The organism is Cnuella takakiae (assembly GCF_001953305.1).
Lineage (GTDB): Bacteria > Bacteroidota > Bacteroidia > Chitinophagales > Chitinophagaceae > Flavisolibacter > Flavisolibacter takakiae.
The window spans coordinates 3,813,945-3,837,793 of record NZ_MTFE01000010.1; the positions used below are offsets into that span (position 1 = coordinate 3,813,945).

Below are 23,849 nucleotides of genomic sequence, written 5' to 3' on the forward strand. Positions count from 1 at the left end.
GGCTTACCTTCCGTAGTTACTACTTCCTTTCCCGTCTTTCCCGTCTCTTCTTAACACTCTTTTCTCCTTTTCCCGATTTCGGACTATACTAAATAATTAGCTTTGGCCCTACGTATGAAGACTTCTGTCAAGATCTTTTGGCGCATCCTTTTAGGTGGGCTGGGTTTGTTTGTACTGATTATTGTGCTTGCCATGGTGGGTGTTTTTGGAAAACTTCCCTCCCTTAAGGAACTGGAAAACCCCAGCATCCTGCAGTCGTCGGAGGTTTATGCCGCCGATGGCACGCTGATGGGCAAATACTACCGCGAACGTGGCAACCGCAGCAATGTGGCCTACCGGGACATTTCCAAGCACGTGATTAATGCCCTTATAGCTACGGAGGACGAACGGTTTTACGACCATGCTGGTATTGATGTGCGCTCTACTACCCGTGCGGTGGTACTGCTGGGCAAGGAAGGCGGTGGCTCCACCATTACGCAGCAGCTGGCTAAAACCCTGCTGGACCAGGGCAACCGCAACAAGCTGGCCCGCCTGATGGAAAAGGTGAAAGAATACATCGTGGCCCTGCGCCTGGAACGCAACTTTACCAAGGAGGAAATCATTGCCCTTTACCTCAACGCTGTGCCTTTTTCCGATAACGTGTATGGCATCCGGAATGCTGCGCGTACTTTTTTCCAAAAGGAACCTGACCGCCTTTCCATTGAAGAAGCTGCCCTGCTGATAGGCACCCTCAAGGCCAACTACTCTTATAACCCCCGCCTTTTCCCGGTAGCGGCCAAAGAGCGCCGCGACATTGTGCTGGGACAAATGGAAAAAAACGACATGCTGACCGGTGCCGAGTTCAGCAGGCTGCGGGCGACCCCCATCCAACTGAACTACAAAAAACTGGATGAGAATACCGGCTATGCACCTTATTTCCGCGAGGTGCTGAAAGACGAGGTACGCCAGGCACTGAAAGGCATTACCGGGCCTGATGGCGAGGAATATGATATCTATGATGATGGTTTGAAGATCTATACCACCATCAACCCTAAAATGCAGGAATATGCCGAAGAAGCCGTAGCCCAGCAAATGCCGCAACTGCAAAAGTCACTGAACCGCCAGGGCAATATCCGCAACGGCAAGGTGTGGAACGGCCACGAAAACGTACTGGAAGCTTCGATGAAGGCCAGCGACCGTTGGGAAAACATGCAGGAAGAAGGCGCCTCGGAAGAGGAAATCCGCCGGACCTTCAAAGAAAAAGTGCCCATGCGCATTTTTGCATGGAACCAGAAAAGGGAAACCGATACGGTGATGACACCGATGGATTCCATCAGGTACCACCGCCAGATGCTTCAAACCTCTTTTATGGTAATGGACCCGATTACCGGCGAGGTAAAAGCCTGGGTTGGCGGCATCGACTTTAAAACCTATAAGTACGACCACGCCAATATCAAAACCAAGCGCCAGGTAGGTTCTACCATCAAACCCCTCCTCTACTGCCAGGCAATGGAAGAACGGGGAATGGATATGAACACACCCGTGCAGGATGTGCAGCAGTCTTTCGGTTCCCTGGGTCTGGTGCCCGCCACCGGAAAAACCTGTACCGGCCGTACCGTTACGATGGCTTCGGCGCTGACCTGGAGCCGCAACTGTGCCACCGCATACATCATGAAACAGGTTGGCGCAGCCCAGTTTGCCGCATTCCTGGAGCGCATTAATATCCCAACAAAAGTGGAACCCTTCCCCTCTATTGCTTTGGGTGCTTGCGACCTCAGCCTGTACGAAATGATGTGGGGTTATACCATTTTCCCCGGTCGTGGCTTTTCTACCAAGCCCACCTTCATTTCCCGTATTGAAGACCGCAATGGCAACGTGATTAAGCGTTTTGACTATAGCCAAAACCGCAAGGAAGCCGTAAGCGAAGTAACCGCCTATAAAATGGCCCGCATGATGGAAGGCCCCGTGACCATGGGCACTGCTGCCGGACTGATGCAACGCCTGGGTGCTGCCGAAATGGGTGGCAAAACAGGTACCACCAACGAAAACTCAGATGCCTGGTTTATGGGATACACTCCCCAATTGCTGGCAGGCACCTGGATTGGTTGCGACGACCGTTTTATCCGTATTGAAAGCGGCCTCGGTTATGGCGGACAGGCTGCCCGCCCCATCTGGGAAGCGTTCTTTAAAAAAGTATATGCCGATAAAACCCTGGGCATCGACCGGTCGGCAACTTTTGCAAAACCCGCCGACCTGGAAAACGAAATTTCTACGGCTGATATCATGGAAGTGATTCCCAATGCACCGCCTCCCGGTGCCGAAGGGGAAGACATGGGCGTTGGCAATGCCGATGATTTTGGATTGGATACTTCTTATGAGTTTATGCGTCCCGAATCGAAGGCTCCCGTAGAAGAAGATGCACGCAAGCAAAACGCGCCTGCCAACCAGCAAAAACGCGATACAGCACGAAAGACAGCAGCACCCCGCATTGGCGAACAGGTGGAGGAGCCGCAAAAGAAAAAAGGACTTTTCCGCAAAGTATTTGGCGGCAAAAACAAGGAACAAAACGATTATTAAAATATAGCTGCAACAGAAGCCCGGACCAAGTGGTCCGGGCTTTTTTGTAGGTGTATGTAAAGGCATACAACCTTTGGCTTATGATGGTTGCAATATGTTTGGTGCAGCTATACAACAGGCAGGGTATCAAACAAAACAAAGGGGCTTGAAAAACAGTTAGGCATTGACGTGAGGTCAGCTTAGTTTTGATCCCTCAATTATCTTATACCATGAAAACAATTAAAAATGCTGTACTCACCAGCCTTTTGGCATTAGGCGCAGCGGCACCTGCTTTTGCCCAGGAATCAAAGAAGGAATCCGAATTCCAGCTCTTATTGGGTGGCGCCCTTGAATTGGGGGGCGACAATATCGCAACTGTTTACTTTACCAATGGCGAAGATCAGAAAGTAAACGCCGGCCAGGGTGGATCCATTGCGGTTGGCGGTCAATTGAAACTGGCCAATGCACCCAGGTTTTTGTTGCGTACCACGGTTGGTTTTAAATACCTGACCACACAGGCCGACAATGTACATATCCGGCTCACCCGCATTCCTTTTATTACAACAGCCAACTGGATGGTGGCACCCAAACTGCGCATAGGCGCAGGCCTTTCAGCCCATACAGGAATCCGCTTCAAAACGGGTGGCATCGGTGATGATATGAAATTTAAAGGTGCCGTTGGTCCTATTCTGGAGATTGCTTACAGCGGTATTGGCTTAAGCTACACGGCAATGAAATACACCGACACTGAAAAGAATACTTATTCCGCAAATGCAATAGGTATAACCATATCGGGTGTGGTAAGACCTAAGAAGAAGTAGGAAAATGTGGTTAATAAAAAAGCTCCGGAGCAAAGTCATTCGACCCTGCTTTGGAGCTTTTTTATTTATAGCCAATACTGCCGGCAACCGGGTATCAGCCCTTCCGTACTTCCACCCCATGCAGGTCGCCGATGCGTTGCAGGAAATAAGGCTCTTCCGCTTTGGGCACGCCAATTTTAAGATTGCAAAACAGCTGCATTTCATTGTGCAGCACAATACAATTAAACTTCTTTACTACAATCATCACTTCATTCATCAGGTCGTAGGCAAACTCCAAAGTATAATCCTGTACAATGGGCTTTTGAATGATGGGCGTAAGCTGGATGGCGAAAGAAGTAGCCGTTTTATAAGCATTGATCAAACCCGGCACCCCCAGCAGGGTACCGCCAAAATAGCGCACCACGATAACCGCGGTATTGGTAAGTCCCTTGCTGTCGATGGTATTCAATATGGGTTTACCTGCCGATCCCGAAGGTTCGCCATCGTCCCCGGAACGGAAGTTATTACCATCTGTACCCAGGCGGTAAGCAAAGCAATGATGAACCGCCTTGGGGTGTTCTTCTTTTAATTCTTTGATGCGCTTTTTGAATTCCTCCACCGACTGAATAGGATATGCATAAGCAATAAAGCGGCTGCCCCGGTCCTTAAATTCTGCCATCGAAGGCTTTTCAATAGTCTGGTAGTGCGTCATGAAATGTGCGGTATGATCTTTCTGCTTTGGATGGTTGCAGCTTGCAAAACTAACCAAAAGCAATGAGGGCAATGGCAACTAAGGACAAACCAATACCCAGCCAGTTGATGCGGGACATACGCTCACCCAGCAGCAGAAAGGCTGCCACAGATCCTGCCAGCACAATACCCATATTGTTTACCGGTATGATGGCCGCGGAACGGCCAGGGTTTAATTGTAAAGCTTTCACCAGGCACCAAATGGAAAAATAGTTGGGAATACCAATGGCAATGCCGGCCAGAATGCTCCTTGGATTGAATTGTTGTTTGCCCCTTGCTACAAGTACAGCCAGCACAATGGAGCCGATGGTTGCGGCCGTAGCAAAAGAGGTAATCAGGTAGGCATTACTGTTCGCTGTATTCAGAAAACCCTGTTCTACATACTTCAGCAGGGTATCGAGCAAACCGGTAGAGATGAACAACACAAGCGGGATCAGCAAGCGCACAAAAGGAGAAAGGCGCTGGTCGCCATGACCGGCTTTCCTGTCCGGGATACTGGTCAAAACCACGGCCATCAGGGCCACGAGCAATCCGCCAACCTGTACCGCTGAGACCTTTTCGCTATAGAGGTAAATGGAGAACAGGAAAGGAATGACCAAAGAAAGCTTGGTGACCACCGACACTACCGACACGCCAATCTTTTGTGCCGTAAAACCAATCAGGTTAAAAATGGATACGAACATGGTACCCATCAGCAGGGCCCAGTAAAACCAGGGTTGCCCTACCGATGCAGTATTTAACGGAAAGCTGCCGATGATAAAACAGCCCGTGATCACACAGGTGATATAATTGAACACGATGGCCTGCAACACGGGAATACCAAAGCGTTCCACAACCTTGAAAGAAAGAAACAGGTAGGCATTCAAAAGAATGGACAGAAGTAGATACAACAAAATGTAGGAAAGATTTAAAGGTGCCGGAAATAACGGATGGTATCGCCATCCAACTGCTCCATGCGCTGCAGCTGCTGGTGCGACAAAACAGGAGCTGGCAAGCCATGGAGCGCATTTAGCGATTCGTTGGTGATGGTGCGGGCTTCATCCCATATACCGGCATCAATAAACGATTGTAGCATGCCGGCACCACCCTCCACAAAAAGACTCTGAACCTGCAACTGGTACAAGGCATTTACTACCTGGTGCACCAGCGATACATCTTCGGTTACCTGGTAATAAAAAACGCCACCCTTTGCTGCACGCAACCGGGCAGCATCAGTTAAGGTATGTTTAGTAAGGCTGAACACGATGGTGGTAACGCTGCCATCAAATAACTTCAGGTGTTGCGGCAGCCTATTGTGCAGGTCGGGTACCAGCCTGATGGGATCAGGTCCGGGCCAGAGCCTTGTAGTGAGCGAAGGATCATCGGCAAGGGCTGTTTGTGTGCCTACCAAAATACCAGCCTCCTCGCTGCGCCAGCGGTGTACCAGGCGGTTGGATTGCGCACCCGTAATCAGGAGCCTCTTTGCTGTGGTCACTGAAGGATTGGACGCCTGGATATAATTTCCAAATGCAGCGTCACCGGCAATGTTGCCATCACCTGTTTGGGCCCATTTCAGCGTGATATACGGACGATGTAGGGTATGAAAACAAAAGAACCTTTTATTCAATTCCAGGCAATCCTGCTCCAACACACCTACTACCACATCGCAACCGGCAGCCTGCAGTTTTTCGATGCCCTTACCCGCAACTAAAGGAAATGGATCACGGCAGCCCACCACTACTTTTTTGATCTGGTGTTTAATGAGGAGGTCGGCGCAAGGAGGCGTTTTACCAAAATGCGCACAGGGCTCCAGCGATACATACATGGTAGCATCGCCAATCAGGTGCTGATCGCTTTCTTTAACCGAATCAATGCAATTTACTTCGGCGTGGGGCCCGCCATATTGCCGGTGCCAGCCTTCACCAATAATGCGGTCATTGTACACCAGCACAGCGCCCACCATGGGGTTGGGCGCTACCCTGCCCTGTCCCATTTGGGCCAGTTGCAAACAGCGGTACATATATCGTTCGTGCTGGCTATGCATTTAACCCGGTAAAAGTAGGAATAAAGCAATTAGCCAGGTTGGCGTTTACAATAGGGCGGGCACTCCGGTATTTGCATGCGCTGAAGCTATGTGAACACAATCCAATGCAATTGACCTGGCTCTTGTACCTAAAAACCTTGCCTGGCTGGGAATATAACCTGGATATGCTTTACAAGGAATGCAAAAAGGCGATGTGCTATGTTTGCACAACTGGCAGCAAAAAGTGCGCAGCCAGCGGCTCTAAGCCATCCCAAAATATTAACCACGCCAACATGAACATTGCTGCTGCAGAACTATGGTTGTCCAACAAACTGGCAGACATTTATGAACCTTCCGAAGCCATACAGATGGCCAGCATGGTAATGGAAAAAATCACCGGGCTGTATGGCGGCAACCGAGCTTTCCAAAGGGCCAAAGAACTCAACGCCGAACAGGAACAACAATTGAAAGCCTACTTCATCCGGCTGGAGCAACATGAACCCGTTCAGTATGTGTTAGGGGAAGCCTGGTTTTACGACTTCCCTTTGTATGTGGATGGCAATGTTTTGATCCCCCGTCCCGAGACGGAAGAACTGGTGGAATGGGTACTTAAAGATGTGCAGGCAAGCGGCAAACCTGTTTTTCAAAAAACGCCTACCGATGCAGACCGCACCAACCTGTTGAAGGTGCTGGATGTGGGCACCGGCAGTGGCTGTATTGCCCTGGCACTGAAAAGAAAAATGCCGCTGGCAGAAGTGTGGGGTTGCGATGTCAGTGATGGTGCGCTGAATGTTGCCAGGCGCAACGGCTCAGACTTGGACATACGGGTGGACTTTGTTGGCCTCGACTTTTTGGATGAAGCACAATGGCGGCAATTGCCAACTGTAGATATCCTGGTTAGCAATCCACCTTATATTCCGCTAACAGAAAAGGACAGCATGGCTGCACATGTAGTCAACCACGAACCACACAAAGCATTATTTGTACCCGACCAGGACCCATTAATTTTTTACAAGGCCCTGGCCAATTTTGGTCACCACCGGTTATATCCGCAAGGCTCCATCTATCTTGAAATACACGAAAACCTGGGAGCAGCAGTTTGCCGTTTGCTGGATGTAGCAGGCTATACTACCGAGCTGCGCAAAGACTTACAGGGAAGGGACCGGATGATCAGGGCGTCCAAAAAATTGTGAATGGCTACACGCCTTTGCACTTGATTTGTTGGTAAAGCAGTGGTTATATGTATTTCAACCATCCTGTTATTGCGCATTCCTGTCAACCGACAACACCGTGCGGGCGTTGAGTTGCTGGCCAAGGCGCATTACACCAACTACATACTCGAGCGGTACACTCTTGTCGGCGTTGATCACGATGGTAGGCTCCTGAAGCGAATCGCGTTGCAGTAAGGGAATAAGGGCGGCCTTCATGGCGCTGTCGCCATCTACGCGGTTGGTACCTACAAAATAGGTTTTGTTGGCATCAATGGACACCACCACGGTTTGCTTGGCCTTGGTATCGCTCTTTGCCTTTGGCTGCGACAGCTTGATCACGTTGGGATTGGCAAGTGTGGCTGCAATCAGGAAGAACAACAGCAGGATGAACAGGATATCATTGAGCGGCCCGGTATGCACTTCGGCATGCGACTTTAACTTTCTTCGGATATTCATGGAACCGGTGATTTGCAAGATTAAAAAAGAATTGATAGGAAACAGCCGGAGCAAAAATTGCAGCGCAACTTTGAACTACCAACTAGTATCTCCCGGCTATCTGGTTGGTTCCTGCAATACATCCACAAACTCGGCACTCGCGGCTTCCATCTTGTTGGCGTTCTTATCCACCTGGGTGTTGAGGTAGCTGTAAGCGATATAGGCCAGCAAGCCGATGATGAGACCAACAGCGGAAGTGATCATCTTGGTATAGATACCGTTGGCCATGCTTTGAATGGTGAACTCACCGGTAGATGCCAGGCGGTAAAAAAGCTGGAACATACCAATGATGGTACCCAGGAAACCAAACATAGGTGCAATACCTGCAATCAGCGAAAGCACGGAGAGGTTGCGTTCCAGGTTGTACAGTTCCAGCTTGCCCACGTTTTCCATGCTTTTTTCAATGGCATCAATGGGTTTGCCAATACGCTGGATGCCTTTATCGATGATGCGGGCTACGGGGTTGGCCGTGTTCTTGGCAAAAGACCGGGCAGCGCTCACATTACCGTTGTAGACGTGGTCGCGGATGATGTTCATAAAGTTGGGATCCACACGACCAGCCTTTTGGATGGCGAGATAACGCTCTACAAAAACATAGATGGTAATCAGGAAAAGCAACAGCAGCGGGATCATGATCCAGCCACCCATGGTCAACAGTTCTACCAGGGAAAGTTTGCCATCGCCATTAGCGTCACTCTGGGCTACGGTTTGGGCGGCCTGCACTACCGTATCTGCCATCTGCAGCAGGTTCATCATAAGGTTTTCAGTTTTATACTTTGTATTGCTTCTCCAAAAAACGCCCCTGCCCCTCTTTTAGTATCGCGGGCCGGGCCGCGGCAAAAATAACCGCCTAATCCACTCTTGACGGGATCGACCCTAAATTTTTATCGCTTTTAACCACAAAAAAGTAATGGGCAGCTTTTGCCACCCATTACCAGCACATTAGCAAATCGTTTTATCAACTCATTATTCCTTACCCCATCAACTCACCAGCCCTTCCCGCCTGTTTTACCATGAGGGCCTGGATCTGCTTCATGGTTCTTTCCATGCCATCGGCCGATCCATCCAGGAAAATGACATTACCCTTACCGTATTCGGCAAAGTTCTTCACCGCCTCGGTCCACATGCTAAACAGGATGACATTGGTATCGAGGTTGGCCTGTTTCATTTGTTCGGCGGCTTCGGTCATACCGCGGGCCACTTCCTGGCGGAAGAGGGCAACACCCTGTCCACGCAGTCGGGCAGCTTCCCGTTCTGCTTCCGCGGCAATCTTGATGGCGTTGCCTTCCGCTTCTGCACTTTTTGTTTTGGTGATCAGGAGGGCCTGGCCTTCATTTTCGGCAGCGGCCTTCAGGTTGTTGGAAGCCACCACCTTGCTCATGGAGTCAATGATTTGCTTGTCGAACGTGATGTCGTTGATCTGCAGATCGAGCAGGTGATATCCCCAATCTTCAATCACATGATCGATCTCGCTTTTTACATATTCCACCAGGTCTTTGCGTAAGCCCAGGATTTCCGCTTGCTTTTTAGTGGCCACAAAAGAACGGATATTGCCTTCAATGGTGCGGGTTAAAGCCTGCATCAGGTCGCGGTCGGCAATAAACTTGAACGCCACTTTCTTGATGGTTTCCTCATCGGCGTTCTGAACCGCATACAACAGCATGCTTTTAAAATACACATTGGCCTGGTCTTGGGTAACGGCCTGGAACTCCATTTCAACCGAGCGGTTCTGGATCGATACCCTTTTATTAACCTGTTCCAGGATGGGTATTTTGATATTCAGTCCGGGCCGCACAATACGCCGGTATTTACCAAACATGGTAATAACACCGATATAGCCCTGGTTGATGGTAAAGAGGCCGCTGAACACGATGATCAACAGGATGATCAGCCACCAAAAATTTGCAAGAAAGCTCATAGCAGTTAATATTTGAAACATAAATGTAGGCAAATGCGGGAGGCTTTCACCAGCACAATACCCGCTGCGCTGTTTATTACAACCACCATAACAAGGCCGACTGCAACAGCAGGTGGAGCAATAACAAAAGGAAGTGGGGCAGCTATCCAATAACAGCCTCGCTTTCTATAGTCATTTTCCCCTATACCTGCCCATACGCTTAAGGTTTTACCTTCACAGGCAACTGCGGCGAAGGAGCTTTCTGCGGTGGATTTTTCTTTAATGCATCCAGCACAATCTGGATAGCTTTTTCCAACTGCGGGTCGTGTCCTTTAATTACCTCCGAAGGCCACTGTTCCACTTCCACATCGGGTGGGGTACCCACGTTTTCAATACCATATCCGTTTTCATTGAAGAAGGCCAGGTTGGGGGCTGTCACTGCGCCGCCGTCAATAAATTCGGGGAAACCCAAAATGCCTACCAGCCCGCCCCAGGTGGTTTTGCCCACCAGGGTGCCGAGGCCTGCCTGCCGGAAGAGGTAAGGCAGGTAATCGCCCCCCGACCCTGCTGTTTCATCTATCAGCATCACCTTGGGCCCCTGTATGGAGGCATTGGGTGCCTTCTGGTCTTTACCATGGCGGTACTTCCAGTACGACTGCACGGGCCGCTTCAGCAGGTCGATATAATAATCAGCCAGTTGCCCTCCCCCGTTAAACCGTTCGTCTACAATGATGGCGGCTTTGTTGGCCTGCGGAAAAAAGTAGCGTTTGAAGTATTCATGCCCCTCGGTGGTAGTGTTGGGTACATACACATAGGCCACCTGTCCGTTAGTAGCATCAGCCACCTTACGGATATTACCTTCCACCCAGTCGCGGTTGCGCAAGGCCGCTTCGCTGGCCAGAGGCACCACTTTTACGGTGCGCTTGTTGGCTCCTTCGGCCGACGTTGCCACCGTGAGGTTTAGAATCTTATCGGCGGTATTTTCAAAATAGCTGTACAAATTTTTATCCGCGGTTACCTCCACGCCATTCACTTCCAGGATATAATCGCCTACAGCTACATTTACCCCAGGTTCGGTAAGCGGCGAGCGCAGGTCGGGCGACCAGTTTAGCCCGCCATAAATCTTCTTTATCCGGAAGCGGTTGTTGCTTACTTCGTAGTCGGCACCCAGCAGCCCACCCGGAACCGTATCTGGATTAACACGGCGGTCGCCGGTGGCACTAAAGCGGTGGTGCCCTACCGATAGTTCGCTGAACATCCACTGCATGACCTGGTACAGGTCGGCAGTACTGGCTACATCCGCCACCAGGGGTTCATATTTCTGTTTCATGGCCTTCCAGTTCACGCCATGCATGTTCGGGTCGTAGAAATAATCGCGGTTTACGCGCCATGCTTCGTTGAAGATGTTCGGCCATTCTTCTTTGGGCACCACCTTTACCTGTATGGAAGCAGTATTCAGCAGGGCCTCGGCGCCAGGCTTCTGCCCCGTGGCTGCTGTACCCCACTTGCCTTTACTCAGATATACCGTCTTCTCCCCTTTGGCCGCAATTTTATACCCGTCGGCAGGCATGATGACCTCCTCCTTGCGTTTTTTCAAACTAAACAGGTTGAGTGTTGCAGGGGTTGCATCATGAGGCGCACCGGCAAGATAAAAGAGCTCGCCCTCCTTCATCACCTGCAGCGACCGGTAGCGCCCCTTGGGCACGGGAAGCGGAACGATCCTGCTTTGTATACCGGCCCAGTCTATTCTGAGTTTGGTACTGTTCGAATCTGCTTTGTAGGGCCCCTTTGCGGCGGCACTGTCGCGGGCTTCCTCCTGTTCGTTTTCTTTGGCAAAAGGCGATACTACCTGCTTTTGCAAGGTGATGAGGTAGATAGCATTGGTGGATTCCATATCCTGGCCCGACTGGTCGAACCAGTTGAGTACCGGCCCCGCATCGGTGCTGGCCAGCAGGTACAGGTATTTTCCCGAAGGGTCGAAAGTAGGCTCCGTTACATTCGACAGGGCATCGCTCACGGGGTAGGATTTATTTTCCGCCACCGAATACACCCATGCCCGCTCGAAATTGGTTTGGGCAATGGTGGTATAAGCCAGGAAGTTCGCATCGTGCGACCAACTGCCAAAAAGGTCGCGGTAAGGCCCGGGAATATAGTTGGTGTCGGCTGCGATGGGGATGGTTTTGCCATTGGCGATATCGGCGATATACAACTTGCGGCCATTGTCTACAAAAGCAATTTTACGGCTATCGGGCGACCAGTGCAGGTGGGCATAAAACCCCGAGCCACTGAGCGCTATAACCCGCGCCTTGCCGCTGCCATCGTGGTTTTGGATGTGGAGCGCATACTCGCCGGAAGCATCACTCAGGTAGGCGATGTATTTGCCATTGGGCGACCAGGCGGGATCTTTTTCGTGTACGCCCGGTGTGTTGGTCAGGTTGAACACATCGCCTTTTGTAGCAGGGAGCGTAAGGATTTCGCCCCGGTAATCCATTGCCAGCCGGGCGCCGGAGGGTGAAATATCGACGCTGCGGATGTGCTGCTCGCCTTTCACAAACCTGGAGCGGTGATCCAGCAAATCGGCGGCAACACCCACCTGAAGCTTTGTGGTAGCGCGGGTGGCTGTATCATACCGGTGGAGGTAGCCACCCTGTGCAAAGATTACCTGACCGCTCCCTGCTTCCAGGCTCGATACGGGCAGGTCGGCAAACCTGCTGATTTGGGTAACGGCTTTGGAGCCAATATCATAACTGTACAGGTTCAAAGCGCCATCTCGGTCGCTGCGGAAATAAATTTTGTTGCCTTCCCACACGGGTTTAGAATCGTTGCCGCCGCCCTGGGGCTTGGGTATTTCCACCACCGCATGGGTTTGGGTATTGTACAGCCAGATGCGGCTCATGGTGCCCCCGCGATAGTTTTTCCACTGGTCAAACCTGTCCTGGAGCGGGGTGTAGGCAATGCTGCTGCCATCGGGGCTATAAGAAGCCCAATAGGCATTGGGAATGGGCAACTGCTGCTCGGAACCGGTGTTTATATCCACGGTAAACAGCTGGTGGTAGCGGTTTGTAAAGCTGTTGCGCTGCGAGGCAAACAAGATCTTTTTGCCATCGGGCGAAAAGTCACGCACCAGGTCGGCACCGGGGTGCCAGGTAAGCCTTCGCGGAACGCCTCCCGAAGCAGGCACCACAAATACATCGGTATTGCCATCGTACTGCCCCGTGAAAGCGATCATGCTGCCATCGGGCGAAAACACAGGATTGGACTCGGCACCTTCACCCACGGTGATTCTCCGGGGATAAGACCCATCCGGGTTGGCTACCCACAAGTCTTCGGCGTAGATAAAAGCGATGGCATTTTTGCTGATGGCGGGCTGCCATAGCAGCCGGGTGTCGGTAGTGTTTTGTGCTGATAGCACCAGAGACTGCAGCAACAACAGCAGGCATGATAGGTAAAGGGGGCGCAGCATAGTCATTGTTTTATAGGTTGGTAAGTCTTATCGGGATTGACGTGTATTTGAAATGTTTGCTGTTTCGTGGTAATACCAACCTGGACAAGAGCCACAGGCTGTAGGAACACAACCCAACGAAAAAACAAGCATGGACCATTCACACCCTGGTACAGGAATCACAAAAGCTAAAGCGGCAAGGGTTGAAAAGAACCGGTGCCACAACCTACAACAAAATCCATCAGAGGGCAGCATGACAATCAGGCGGATGCATTCTGAATTGTCGCACATCCACAGGATTGTGTGGACACAGCCCGGGCAGCCGCTGGTTTGTGTCCACCCAAAACAGAAAGTAATTTGGAATACCCACAATAAGGCAGAACAGCCGGGGTGTTTCGCCTAAGGATCAGGGCATGTAGCGATACCTTAAATGGCCTTTTAGCTCCATTTAAATGACGGCTAAATAAAGCGGGGAAACAGGAAGCGCTCTGAAGGCACGCTCCGGTTTCCCCGCATTCTTACGCAGTTATTTATCAATCAGCCTTTCAGCTACGCTCTTCCCACACCTGCACCAAGTGCACGATGGTTTCAACGGCTTTGTGTAAATCCTGCACGGAAATAAACTCCCGCTTGGAGTGGATGGCCTGCATACCGGTAAACAGGTTGGGACAGGGCAAGCCCATAAAACTTAAACGGCTGCCGTCGGTGCCACCGCGGATGCTTTCCATTTTCAGGGGCAAGCCAGCCCGCTGAATGGCTTCTTTTGCATTGGCAATGATCTGCGGGTGCAGGTCCAGCACTTCCTTCATATTGCGGTACTGCTCCGTTACTTTCATTTGGTAGGTTGCACCGGGGTGTTGCTGCAAAACTTCCTGTACGATCCCTTCCAGAAAGTTTTCCTTTTCCTGTAAGCCTGCAGTTACAAAATCACGGATGATAAACTCCAGGGTGCACTGCTCTGAAAGGCCATCAACCCGGGTGGGATGAATAAAACCTTCTTTGCCTTCGGTGGTTTCGGGCGACAAACTGTCTTTAGGTAAAGCAGCCAGGATTTCCCCGGCTATCTTCAGGGCATTCACCAATTTTCCCTTGGCATCGCCCGGGTGGGTAATAATTCCCTTGATGGTAAGGGTCACACCATCTGCGCTAAAGGTTTCATCTTCCAGCGAACCGCGGTCGCCACCGTCGAGGGTATAGCCCAAATCAGCACCCAGCTTTTGCAGGTCCACCCTGGCCGTGCCGCGGCCCACTTCCTCATCGGGCGTAAAGAGCACCTTGATGGTACCATGCTGCATTTCAGGATGGCTCACCAGGTACTGCACGGCATCCATGATAGCAGCCACACCGGCCTTATCATCGCCGCCCAACAGGGTGGTGCCACTTGCGGTGATGATATCCTGACCAATACAGGTTTTCAGGTAAGGCAGTTCCGTTGGGCGCAACACAATGGCCGGGTCATCGGGCAGCACCAGGTCGCGGCCGTCATAGGCCTCGTGCAAGAGGGGTTTTACACCGGTGCCGCTGGCATCGGGGGCAGTGTCTACATGCGAACAGAAACAGATTACCGGAACGGCCTTATCGGTATTGGCGGGTAAGGTTGCGTATACATAACCGTACTCGTCCAGGTGGGCATCAGTAAGTCCAAGCGCCTGCAGTTCGTCGGCAAGCAGTGCACCCAGGTTCTTTTGCTTTTCGGTGGAAGGCTGGCTTTGCGAAAGTGGATCGCTTTGGGTATCGATCTGAACATACCGCATCAGGCGGCTGGCGGCGGAGAAAGGGTATCCTGCAAACATGCGGCAAAGATAAAGGGCCGCAAGCCGGCGCCCTATTTCTTTGCTTTTGCTCAATAACTAAGGAAGGCTATTGTCGGGCTAAAAGATACAAGCTCAGCCATTTCATTTATTTTTAAACAAACCAACATCATGAAAAGAACCCTCTTTGCAGCCTTCATTGGCGGGCTGCTGCTCTTTATCGTGCAGTTCCTCAGTTGGGGATTGCTCAACCTCCACCAGCCTGCCCAGCAATACACTTCCCGGCAGGACAGCATCCTGAACTTTCTGCAACAACAGCAACTGCCTGCAGGCGGCTACCTGATGCCCAACGTGCCGGAAAATGCCAGTATGCAGGAATACGACCAGATGTTGCTGGCTGCGGAAGGCAAGCCCTGGGTAAGCATTCAGTACCACCACCGAAACAATTCCAGGATGGGTCTGAACATGGCAAGGGGATTGGCAACCAATATCCTTACCGTTGGCCTGTTGTGCTGGATCCTGGGCCGGTGGCGCAGGCCACAGTTCCGCTCTTATTTTATGGCTGCCCTGTTTACCGGCACAATCGTTTTTCTGAACGCGCCCTATACCTACCACATCTGGTACCAGAGCTTCGACCTTTATGCGCACCTTTTTGACGCACTGGCGGGATGGGCGCTCTGCGGGGTTTGGCTGGGCTGGTACCTGCCCGGGGTACAGCAAAAAAGCACAAGGCCGGACTGGACGGCGGAGGCATCCACCATGAATATTGACTGACCCGTACCGCCAAAAAAAGCGCCCTTTGGGGCGCCTTTTTTATGTTCGAACCTATTTGTATTAAGGCATAATGATCCGGGAAGCAGGAACGATCTCTACCAGTTCGATATCGAAAACCAGCTCCTGGCCAGCCAGGGGATGGTTGGCATCCAGCATTACGCTTTCTTCCTTTACTTCGGCAATGGTAACGGGGAACTGCTGACCCTGGCCATTGTTCATCATCAGTTGCATGCCCACCTCGGGGTTCATGTCTTCAGGAAACTGGTTCTTGGGAAACTCGATGATCATCTCGGAGCTTTTCTCGCCATAAGCGTTCTGCACATCGATTTCAACGGTGCGCTTGTCGCCTACCGACATTCCCATCACACCCTGATCGAAGCCGGGAATTACCTGGCCACCACCTACGGTAAACTCCAGCGGCTCACGGCCTTCGGAGGAGTCAAAAGTTTCGCCGCTGCGCAGCTTGCCATGGTAATGTACCCTTACCTTATCACCATTTTGTACTTGTTGCATGTTGGTGCAATTTTTAAGTGTAAAAATTCATGTATCGTTCCAGCCTTTGCCTGCGCAAAAGCCATCAGAACTGCCGTACCAGGTGGGGCAAAAGCAGGGCCGAAGGGAAAGATTCAAGGGCGGGAAGGTACGGAGTGATTGCCGATTTCAGCCTTTGGATTTGAAAAGGCTATTCCATTCAGCAAACATCCCTTCCTCCACAACCACCGGAAACCGAAATCATAAATCCGTCATTCATCACCGCCTGCTCCTCGCTTTCTCCCTATTTTAGCAGCCACTACAACCCCGGAAACTGATGCTGATGCAAAACTCCTGCCTTAAGTTGTGCGCCCTCTCCCTATCTGCCCTTTTGGCCCTGGGTTGCGGTGCGCAAAAAACAGCCCAGGCAACGCCTGCCCAAAACATAAAAACCATCGCTACCAACAATTCCATTTTACCCGCCGCCGAACGCACGCAGGCCTACCTGCCCCTGCTCAAAGGCAAAACTGTTGCCGTTTTTGCCAACCAAACTTCTATGGCGGGCAAGCGCCACCTGGTGGATGTGCTGAAAGAAGCAGGCGTAAAGGTGAAGGTTATCTTTGGCCCCGAACACGGGTTTAGGGGCACGGTAGAGGCAGGCGAAAAGGTATCGAGCAATGTGGATGCAAAAACCGGCATCCCGGTAGTTTCCCTGTATGGCAAAAAACGGAAACCTTCCAAGGAGGATGTCGCAGGGGTAGATGTGCTCCTCTTCGATATCCAGGACGTAGGCGTCCGGTTTTATACCTATATCTCCTCGCTGCAGGATTATATGGAAGCAGCCATCCAGTACAACATCCCCCTGATGGTGCTGGACCGGCCCAACCCCAATGGCTTTTATGTGGACGGCCCCGTGCTGGAACCCAGATACAAATCATTCGTGGGCATGCAGCCCGTGCCGGTGGTATACGGCATGACCATTGGCGAGTACGCCAAAATGCTACTGGAGGAAGGCTGGCTGGGCAAGGAAGCCATGGATGCCTATACCCAAAATGTGCTGGCGGCCACCTATCCGCCCGGCGCTAAATATTTCGGCCTCACGGTTATTCCCTGCGGCAATTATACCCATAGCAGCAAGTACGTGCTGCCGGTAAACCCCTCGCCCAACCTGCCGGAAATCCAAAGCATTTACTGGTATCCATCCACCTGTTTTTTTGAAGGCACTACGCTGAGCGAAGGGCGTGGTACGGAGAAGCCTTTCCAGATCTTTGGCCACCCCGACCTGCCTAAGACCATGTACGCTTTTGTGCCCCAACCAAGGGATTATGCCAGGGAGTCGAAACCTTATGGCAAGCAGTGCTACGGATGGAACCTTGCCGGCACTCCCGAGGAAGTACTGAAGCAGATGGACAACAAAATACAGTTGAAATACCTGCTGGAAGCCTACCGGCTTTTCCCGGATAAAAGCAAGTTTTTTATCCTACCCAAGAGCGGCAATGATGCGGAAGCCTTTTTCAACAACCTGGCAGGCACCCATACCCTGATGCAACAAATAAAGGCAGGCAAGAGCGAAGCCGAGATCAGGAAAAGCTGGGAACCTGCCCTGGCAAGGTTCAGGGAGATCAGGAAAAAATACCTGCTGTACCCCGATTTCAAATAATACCAGCCCTGTATCCAAATAAGGCAATACAACACACAGAACAAAACAGCGATGAGAGATTTCAGAGACTTACGAATCGTATTTATGGGCACACCCGAGTTTGCAGTAGCCTCCCTGCATGCACTGGTAGAAGCCGGCTGCACTATTGCAGGCGTTATTACCGCTCCCGACAAACCTGCCGGCCGCGGCATGCAACTCCAGCAAAGCGCGGTAAAGAAATACGCCGTTGAAAAAGGCCTGAACGTACTGCAGCCTGAAAAGCTGAAAAACCCCGAGTTCCTGCAGGAACTGGCAGCCCTTGAAGCCGACCTGCAAGTGGTAGTGGCCTTCCGGATGCTGCCCGAGGTGGTGTGGAGCATGCCCGCCATGGGCACCATTAATGTGCATGGATCGCTGCTGCCCCAATACAGGGGTGCTGCACCCATCAACTGGGCCATCATCAATGGCGAAAAGGAAACCGGTGTAACCACCTTTAAACTCCAGCACGCCATTGATACCGGTAATATCCTGTTGCAGGAACGTATTGTTATCACAGAAACGGAAACTGCAGGCACCCTGCACGACAAAATGAAAATGGTGGGTGCCGAACTGCTGGTAAAAACTGTAAAAGCCCTGGCCCACGGTACCCTGGAAGAAACACCGCAGCAAACCATTGCCGATGAAGCTTCCATCAGGCATGCACCAAAAATCTTTTCCGATACCTGCCGCATCAACTGGAACCAGCCTGTATCGGCAGTGTACAACCACATCAGGGGCCTTGCCCCCTACCCGGCCGCCTTTACACAACTGGATGGCAAGGTGCTGAAAGTATATGCCGTTGAAATGAAAGAAGGAAGTACTAGCCAGGAACCTGGCCGCCCTGACACTGATGGCAAAACCTACCTGCGTTTTGCCTGCACCGATGGCTGGATAGCAGTGCAGGAATTGCAACTGGAAGGGAAAAAGCGCATGCAGGTAGGCGACTTTTTGCGTGGGTATCGAAAGTCATAAGGAACAAGATTATTGCACGCAAAGGACGCAGCGGTGCAAAGGACGCGAAGTGCTTTCTGTGGTTTAAATCTGCGCCCCGCTCCTCCTCTAGCTCTGCATGAAACACATGCCTGCTTAAATAAACCCCATCAAAAAGCCCGCAACCAATAACAGGTGCGGGCTTTTTGATACTTTACCAGTAGTACTAAATCAATCTTCGGAGTTTAAAGCTCCTCCCACCGGGAGGGGTTAGGGCTGGGCTAATAGTTCACCCGAACCACAAACTTCTCCCCATCCCCTTCTTCCAGGGCTGCGGCTGCGGCATTGGAAATACGTATATCCAAACCGGTATTCTGGCGGATGCCGCTCATTTCACCCAGCACTTTGGCAAACACCACTTTATTGTTGCCAGGATTTACAATCCGCACAATGGTGCCGGGTTCTACCCCGTCCATGAGGGCATAAAACTTTCCGTCCTGCCAGCCCGAGGAGGTTTTGAAAATACCTGCGGAAAGTGTCAGGTCCTTACCGGCATTCTGGGTGCGGCTCTGCGCCTCAAACTGGCCTTTGAAATACCCGGAACCCGGGGTACTCAGCTGGCGGGCAGGCTGCGCTGCCTCCTGCGGCCTCGGTGCTACCGGAGCCGGTTTGTTGCCGGCATTTTCCCGAACTTTTACTTCGGCAGGCGGGTCCTGCCGGGCAACTTCACGGGTTTGCTGTGCCGGCTTTACCGGTTCGGGGTTACTGGCCACAGTTTGCCTGGGCGCTTCCTGTGGTTTTGCAGCGGGTTGTTGTGCGGCCACGGTGCTGGCAGGGGTTGCAGGCAGCCCGGTGGACTGGATATAACCCACAATCAGCTTCTGACCCGTCGCAATATTATCCGATGCCAGTTTGTTCCACTTGCGCAGGCTGGCCATCTGAACCTTGTTGTTTTTAACACTCACCCGGTACAGGCCTTCCTTTTCACCCACCAGGTAGTAAACGGGGGTGCCGTTCTCATTGGTTTGGGAAAAATTGGCGGAAGTAAGGGGTACATTAATCACCTGTCCCACGCTCAGGCCACTGGCCATATCCACCCCGTTGAAAGCGGCAATGTCTTTAGGTGATATAGCATACAGGCGGCCAATTGAGTAAAAGTTTTCCTTGGGGCTAACGGTATGGGGCACATACATGCCCTTATCATTGCTCTGTACCAACACCTCCTGTGCAGATGCAGCCAGGGCAAACAGCCACATTCCCAAAGCGAGCAAAGTCTTTTTCATTGTTACAAATTTCTTTCGGTGGTAGCGCCGGATGGCGGGTGTGCAAATTAAGGATTTCAGATTAGGGATTGCAGATTTCAGGAGCAAGTGGCGGCAATACCTTTGCCAGTTTTAACATCTGGCAAAAAGGCGTCTGCCTTTTACTGATCGGGGCCGCCCTGCTTCAAAATGCGCAACTCTTTCGGATAGTAGTTGTTCAGCCGGTTGCCCAGTGCATTGATCCAGCCCAGTTCGTGGCCCTTGTACCGCACGGTTTGCCAGCCTCTTTTTTCCGGCACAAAAGAAAGATCCTGGCGCTGGAGATAACGGATGGCATCTTCAAGCGAGAGGTCGGTTCCCGGCACATCGTCGTGCAACAGGCCACTTAAGGCCAGCGCATGGTCGGGTACCAGTTTGTCCTTCATCACCTCTCCCAGCCGGATACCTGCTTGCTGCACATAGAGGTTGGCCTTAACCATGCTGTAAGCTTCCAGCAAATGCGCTGGAAGGGCATACAGGAAACCTTCTTTCAGCACTTCCAGTTGGCTGGTGTCGAGCCAGGTAGCAAGTGCAGCTACTTCTTTGGCACTGGCCTTTTCTGGTTTAGCCGTTTTATAACGGGTATCATCAACCGCTTTTTTGCGGAAGCAGGCCAGGTAAAACCCTTCGCCCTTTGTTTTATCCGGAAAAAAGCGATAACCCTTTGGACCGCTGGCAGGTGCCGAGGTGGTCACAATCTGCCATTCGGCAGGCACTTCCAGTTGGAGGGGCTCCATGCCACAGTCCTGCACCAGCCAGTCGGCGATAGCTTCATCTTCTTCGGCGGAATAGGAACAGGTGGAATAAACCAACAACCCACCGGACCTGAGCGCTGGCAGGGCATCGGCAAGGATACGGCGCTGGCGGCCGCAACAAAGCTGCACGGCATCTTCGCTCCACACATTGATGGCCTGCGGATCGCGGCGGAAAAGACCGCTGCCACTGCAGGGCGCGTCCACCACCATGATATCAAAGAAGCCGGCAAGGCGTGCAAAATGCTGTGGGTCGTTATTGGTGACCACGGTATTTGCGGCACCCCACCGGGTAAGGTTTTGCTTCAGTATACCCGCCCGTGCTTTGATCACTTCATTGCTCACCAGCAGGCTTCCCGCACTGATCAGCGACTGTATATGGGTACTCTTGCCGCCAGGTGCGGCACAAAGATCCAGTACTTTTTGGTCCTGTTCCAACTGGCCATGTTGCAAAAGGGCCTGCTCCAGGAACATGCTGGAAGCTTCCTGCACATAGTAACACCCTGCGTGGAACAGCGGATCGAATGTAAATGAAGGCCGCTGTGGCAGGTAAAAACCATATTGGGACCAGGGGACAGCAACAGGATTTGTATTGGTTAGCTGTACGCCACTAAAATGCGCTACATCTTCCAAACCAAACTTCACCGGGTTGATGCGCACACTGGTCACCTTTTCCTCAGCGGCATGCACGGCAATAAAAGCTTCCTTATCGAAATGGGGCAGCTGCTCCAGGGAATGAATCAATGCGGCAGGTACTGTGGCCATGAGGGATGCTTGATAAGTGAATGGTGATGTGTGATGGGCGAGTGGCAATGAGTTTTGTGAACGGACTGTTGGCTGGAATTATTTGATACCGGGATAAACTAAGGTATCTAGCACGGTGCGTACACATCTAAAAAAGGAAAATGCACGGTTTATTGTTCTAAAAATCCAGTTCCTTTTTCCATACAAATGATTGGGCCAACAGCAGAACCTTTCCGAAGCATGAGAAAAATTCGGGTAGTAAAAACAACATCGGTTTATGAGGGCTGGAAAAACCTGCTCACCACTCACCAACCACTCATATATTCTTGATCTCCGCAATTAAATCCTGCAATACTTTTTTGGCATCACCAAAAAGCATGGAGGTCTTGGGGCGGAAGAACAGGTCGTTTTCGATGCCGGCATAGCCTGGCTTCATGCTCCGCTTGTTGACGATTACCGTTTTGGCAAGTTCCACATCCAGTATGGGCATACCATAGATGGGAGATGCAGGGTCCGTTTTGGCGGCAGGGTTCACAACGTCGTTTGCACCCAATATCAATACTACATCCGTTGTTGGAAATGCTTCATTGGCCACCTCCATTTCTTCAAGTTTCTCGTAAGCCACATCCGATTCTGCCAGCAATACGTTCATATGCCCGGGCATACGGCCTGCAACGGGGTGGATGGCATATTTTACATCCACGCCTCTTTCCACCAGCAGTTTTTCCAACTCGTGGCAGGCATGCTGGGCCTGCGCTACAGCAAGACCATAACCGGGAACGATCATTACTTTGTTAGCATAACCCAGTACAACGGCGGCATCGGCAAGGCTGATCTCTTTAAAACTGCCCTGCTCTTCTGCCCCGCTTGCAGCAGCCACCGTGCTGCCGCCAAACGCACCTATCAGCACATTCTTCAGCGACCGGTTCATGGCCTTACACATCATGATGGTGAGCAGGGTACCTGCGGCACCTACCAGTATACCACCGGTCATCATGGCATTGTTCTCGTACAGGAAGCCACCACAGGCTGCGGCTACACCGGTAAAGGAGTTGAGCAGGGAAATAACTACCGGCATGTCGGCGCCCCCAATGGGCAGTACAAACATTACCCCGTAGGCCAGTGCCAGCAACAGGATGATATAGAACAATACAAATACAGAAAGGGGCAGCCTGATCCGGATCTTGTTGAACAGGTTTACGGCACTCAGGGTACCAATGTCACCAGAAGAAACCACAAACTGCGCGTAGATATTATACAACAGGGTTGCACCCAGAACTACGATCAGTCCAAGGATCACCAGGTTTACAATATGCTGGCCTTTGAACACCTTATCGGGAATCTTGCCATTGAGTTTGCCCCAGGCTATGATGGAACCGGCAAAAGAAACAGAGCCGATGATCAATCCAATGAGTACGGTAACCATGATGCCCATGCGTACCGGCAGCACCAAGGTTGCTTCATCTATAGAATCTGCATTCTGGTAGGCTTCGTGAATCTGGAAGGTAAAGTCGGTGGAAGCAAAATGGTTGAACTCCGCAATAGAGATCAGCGCAGCACAGGCGCCCCCCATGCCATTGAAAAGGGACACCATTTCGGGCATGGCAGTCATCTGTACCTTTTTTGCCGATACGGTACCAATGGCGCCGCCCACCAGTAAGCCCGCAAAGATCCAAACCTTGTTGTGGAGGAAGGCACCCTGCTCATTCTGGTACAGGAAAATAGTACCCAGTATGGCGAGCCCCATGCCGCCAGCTGCCACCCAGTTGCCCTGCCGGGCAGTTTCGGGATGGGCCAGCATTTTCAGGCCGATGATAAAGGATACGGAACTGATGATATAAACGATGATGAGTAAACTATCCATTGACTAAACCGTATTCATTTAGGATGCAAACAGGATCAAACTACTAAGGGAAACACTATTACAGCAATGGTTACCTTACTGTTGAAATGCAGGCAGCTGTTTATTTCTTTTGTCTTTTGCCTTTGAACATTTCCAGCATGCGGTCGGTAACCATAAAGCCCCCCACCACGTTGAGCGTACCCAGCACCACGGCAACAAAGCCAAGTAGCAGCGCAAAAATATTATCAGGATCTGCCTGCCCCATCACAATAATGGCTCCTACCACCACAACGCCATGAATGGCATTGGCGCCGCTCATTAAAGGCGTGTGCAAAACGCTGGGCACCCTGCCAATGACTTCAATACCTACGAAGATCATCAGGATAACAATGTAGATGGTTTGCTGGTTTGCCGCCAGCCAGTTGATGGTGTATTGCATATTTGTGTGTTGCGACCATGGACAATTGACCATG

The 23,849-nt window shown here is 51.5% G+C and carries 19 protein-coding genes; 6 read left to right on the forward strand and 13 right to left on the reverse strand.

What is annotated here, in order from left to right:
- Positions 1-114: 114 nt before the first annotated feature.
- Entirely contained in the window at positions 115-2,556 is a 2,442-nt protein-coding gene (locus tag BUE76_RS16415; RefSeq protein ID WP_073042821.1) for a transglycosylase domain-containing protein, read from the forward strand.
- 209 nt (positions 2,557-2,765) lie between these two features.
- Positions 2,766-3,356: a hypothetical protein gene (locus BUE76_RS16420; protein ID WP_073042823.1), complete on the forward strand. Its 591-nt coding sequence runs from the start codon at positions 2,766-2,768 to the stop codon at positions 3,354-3,356.
- A 94-nt stretch (positions 3,357-3,450) separates the two neighbouring features.
- On the opposite strand, the gene BUE76_RS16425 is transcribed toward BUE76_RS16420, so the two are convergent.
- The 3 genes from BUE76_RS16425 to ribD are packed head-to-tail and all read right to left on the reverse strand — an operon-like array spanning position 3,451 to position 6,108.
- Complete coding sequence (locus BUE76_RS16425; RefSeq protein WP_073042825.1) at positions 3,451-4,047, reverse strand: IMPACT family protein; 597 nt, start codon at positions 4,045-4,047, stop codon at positions 3,451-3,453.
- Positions 4,048-4,096: 49 nt separating this feature from the next.
- Positions 4,097-4,978: an EamA family transporter gene (locus BUE76_RS16430; protein WP_073042827.1), complete on the reverse strand. Its 882-nt coding sequence runs from the start codon at positions 4,976-4,978 to the stop codon at positions 4,097-4,099.
- 14 nt (positions 4,979-4,992) lie between these two features.
- On the reverse strand, positions 4,993-6,108 hold the full coding sequence (gene ribD, locus BUE76_RS16435; protein ID WP_073042829.1) for a bifunctional diaminohydroxyphosphoribosylaminopyrimidine deaminase/5-amino-6-(5-phosphoribosylamino)uracil reductase RibD: 1,116 nt from the start codon (positions 6,106-6,108) through the stop codon (positions 4,993-4,995).
- A gap of 272 nt (positions 6,109-6,380) precedes the next feature.
- Here ribD and prmC point away from each other — a divergent pair, with 272 nt between their 5' ends.
- On the forward strand, positions 6,381-7,280 hold the full coding sequence (gene prmC, locus BUE76_RS16440) for a peptide chain release factor N(5)-glutamine methyltransferase (protein WP_073043144.1): 900 nt from the start codon (positions 6,381-6,383) through the stop codon (positions 7,278-7,280).
- A 66-nt stretch (positions 7,281-7,346) separates the two neighbouring features.
- On the opposite strand, the gene BUE76_RS16445 is transcribed toward prmC, so the two are convergent.
- The 5 genes from BUE76_RS16445 to pepT form a co-directional block, all read right to left on the reverse strand.
- Positions 7,347-7,754, reverse strand: a complete 408-nt coding sequence (locus tag BUE76_RS16445) for an ExbD/TolR family protein (RefSeq protein WP_073043146.1) — start codon at positions 7,752-7,754, stop codon at positions 7,347-7,349.
- Positions 7,755-7,850: 96 nt separating this feature from the next.
- A complete protein-coding gene (locus BUE76_RS16450; protein WP_083596493.1) occupies positions 7,851-8,549 on the reverse strand; it encodes a MotA/TolQ/ExbB proton channel family protein in 699 nt (232 codons plus the stop codon).
- A 217-nt stretch (positions 8,550-8,766) separates the two neighbouring features.
- Positions 8,767-9,711: an SPFH domain-containing protein gene (locus BUE76_RS16455; RefSeq protein WP_073042833.1), complete on the reverse strand. Its 945-nt coding sequence runs from the start codon at positions 9,709-9,711 to the stop codon at positions 8,767-8,769.
- 199 nt (positions 9,712-9,910) lie between these two features.
- Complete coding sequence (locus BUE76_RS16460; RefSeq protein ID WP_143157289.1) at positions 9,911-13,153, reverse strand: S41 family peptidase; 3,243 nt, start codon at positions 13,151-13,153, stop codon at positions 9,911-9,913.
- A gap of 524 nt (positions 13,154-13,677) precedes the next feature.
- Complete coding sequence (pepT, locus tag BUE76_RS16465; RefSeq protein ID WP_073042837.1) at positions 13,678-14,925, reverse strand: peptidase T; 1,248 nt, start codon at positions 14,923-14,925, stop codon at positions 13,678-13,680.
- A gap of 129 nt (positions 14,926-15,054) precedes the next feature.
- Between pepT and BUE76_RS16470 the strand changes: the two genes are divergently transcribed.
- Positions 15,055-15,657 (forward strand): hypothetical protein, encoded by a 603-nt coding sequence (locus BUE76_RS16470; RefSeq protein WP_073042844.1) that lies wholly within the window; start codon positions 15,055-15,057, stop codon positions 15,655-15,657.
- 60 nt (positions 15,658-15,717) lie between these two features.
- Here BUE76_RS16470 and BUE76_RS16475 read toward each other — a convergent pair whose 3' ends face one another.
- Positions 15,718-16,170 carry an FKBP-type peptidyl-prolyl cis-trans isomerase gene (locus tag BUE76_RS16475; protein ID WP_073042846.1) on the reverse strand — a complete coding sequence of 151 codons (453 nt, stop codon included), beginning with the start codon at positions 16,168-16,170 and terminating at the stop codon, positions 15,718-15,720.
- Positions 16,171-16,471: 301 nt separating this feature from the next.
- On the opposite strand from BUE76_RS16475, the gene BUE76_RS16480 reads away from it, so the two are divergent.
- Together BUE76_RS16480 and fmt are read left to right on the forward strand one after the other, a co-directional pair.
- Positions 16,472-17,788, forward strand: coding sequence for an exo-beta-N-acetylmuramidase NamZ family protein (locus BUE76_RS16480; protein ID WP_073043148.1), 1,317 nt, complete (start codon positions 16,472-16,474; stop codon positions 17,786-17,788).
- A gap of 51 nt (positions 17,789-17,839) precedes the next feature.
- Complete coding sequence (gene fmt, locus BUE76_RS16485; protein ID WP_073042848.1) at positions 17,840-18,778, forward strand: methionyl-tRNA formyltransferase; 939 nt, start codon at positions 17,840-17,842, stop codon at positions 18,776-18,778.
- A gap of 239 nt (positions 18,779-19,017) precedes the next feature.
- Here fmt and BUE76_RS16490 read toward each other — a convergent pair whose 3' ends face one another.
- From BUE76_RS16490 to BUE76_RS16505, 4 genes are all read right to left on the reverse strand, one after another.
- A complete protein-coding gene (locus BUE76_RS16490; RefSeq protein ID WP_083596495.1) occupies positions 19,018-20,019 on the reverse strand; it encodes a LysM peptidoglycan-binding domain-containing protein in 1,002 nt (333 codons plus the stop codon).
- Positions 20,020-20,159: 140 nt separating this feature from the next.
- Positions 20,160-21,554 (reverse strand): methyltransferase RsmF C-terminal domain-like protein, encoded by a 1,395-nt coding sequence (locus BUE76_RS16495; protein ID WP_073042852.1) that lies wholly within the window; start codon positions 21,552-21,554, stop codon positions 20,160-20,162.
- A 295-nt stretch (positions 21,555-21,849) separates the two neighbouring features.
- Complete coding sequence (locus tag BUE76_RS16500) at positions 21,850-23,397, reverse strand: NAD(P)(+) transhydrogenase (Re/Si-specific) subunit beta (protein ID WP_073042853.1); 1,548 nt, start codon at positions 23,395-23,397, stop codon at positions 21,850-21,852.
- 100 nt (positions 23,398-23,497) lie between these two features.
- The gene (locus tag BUE76_RS16505) at positions 23,498-23,815 is read right to left on the reverse strand and encodes an NAD(P) transhydrogenase subunit alpha (protein WP_073042855.1); all 318 of its coding nucleotides are present in this window, start codon (positions 23,813-23,815) and stop codon (positions 23,498-23,500) included.
- Positions 23,816-23,849: the final 34 nt, after the last annotated feature.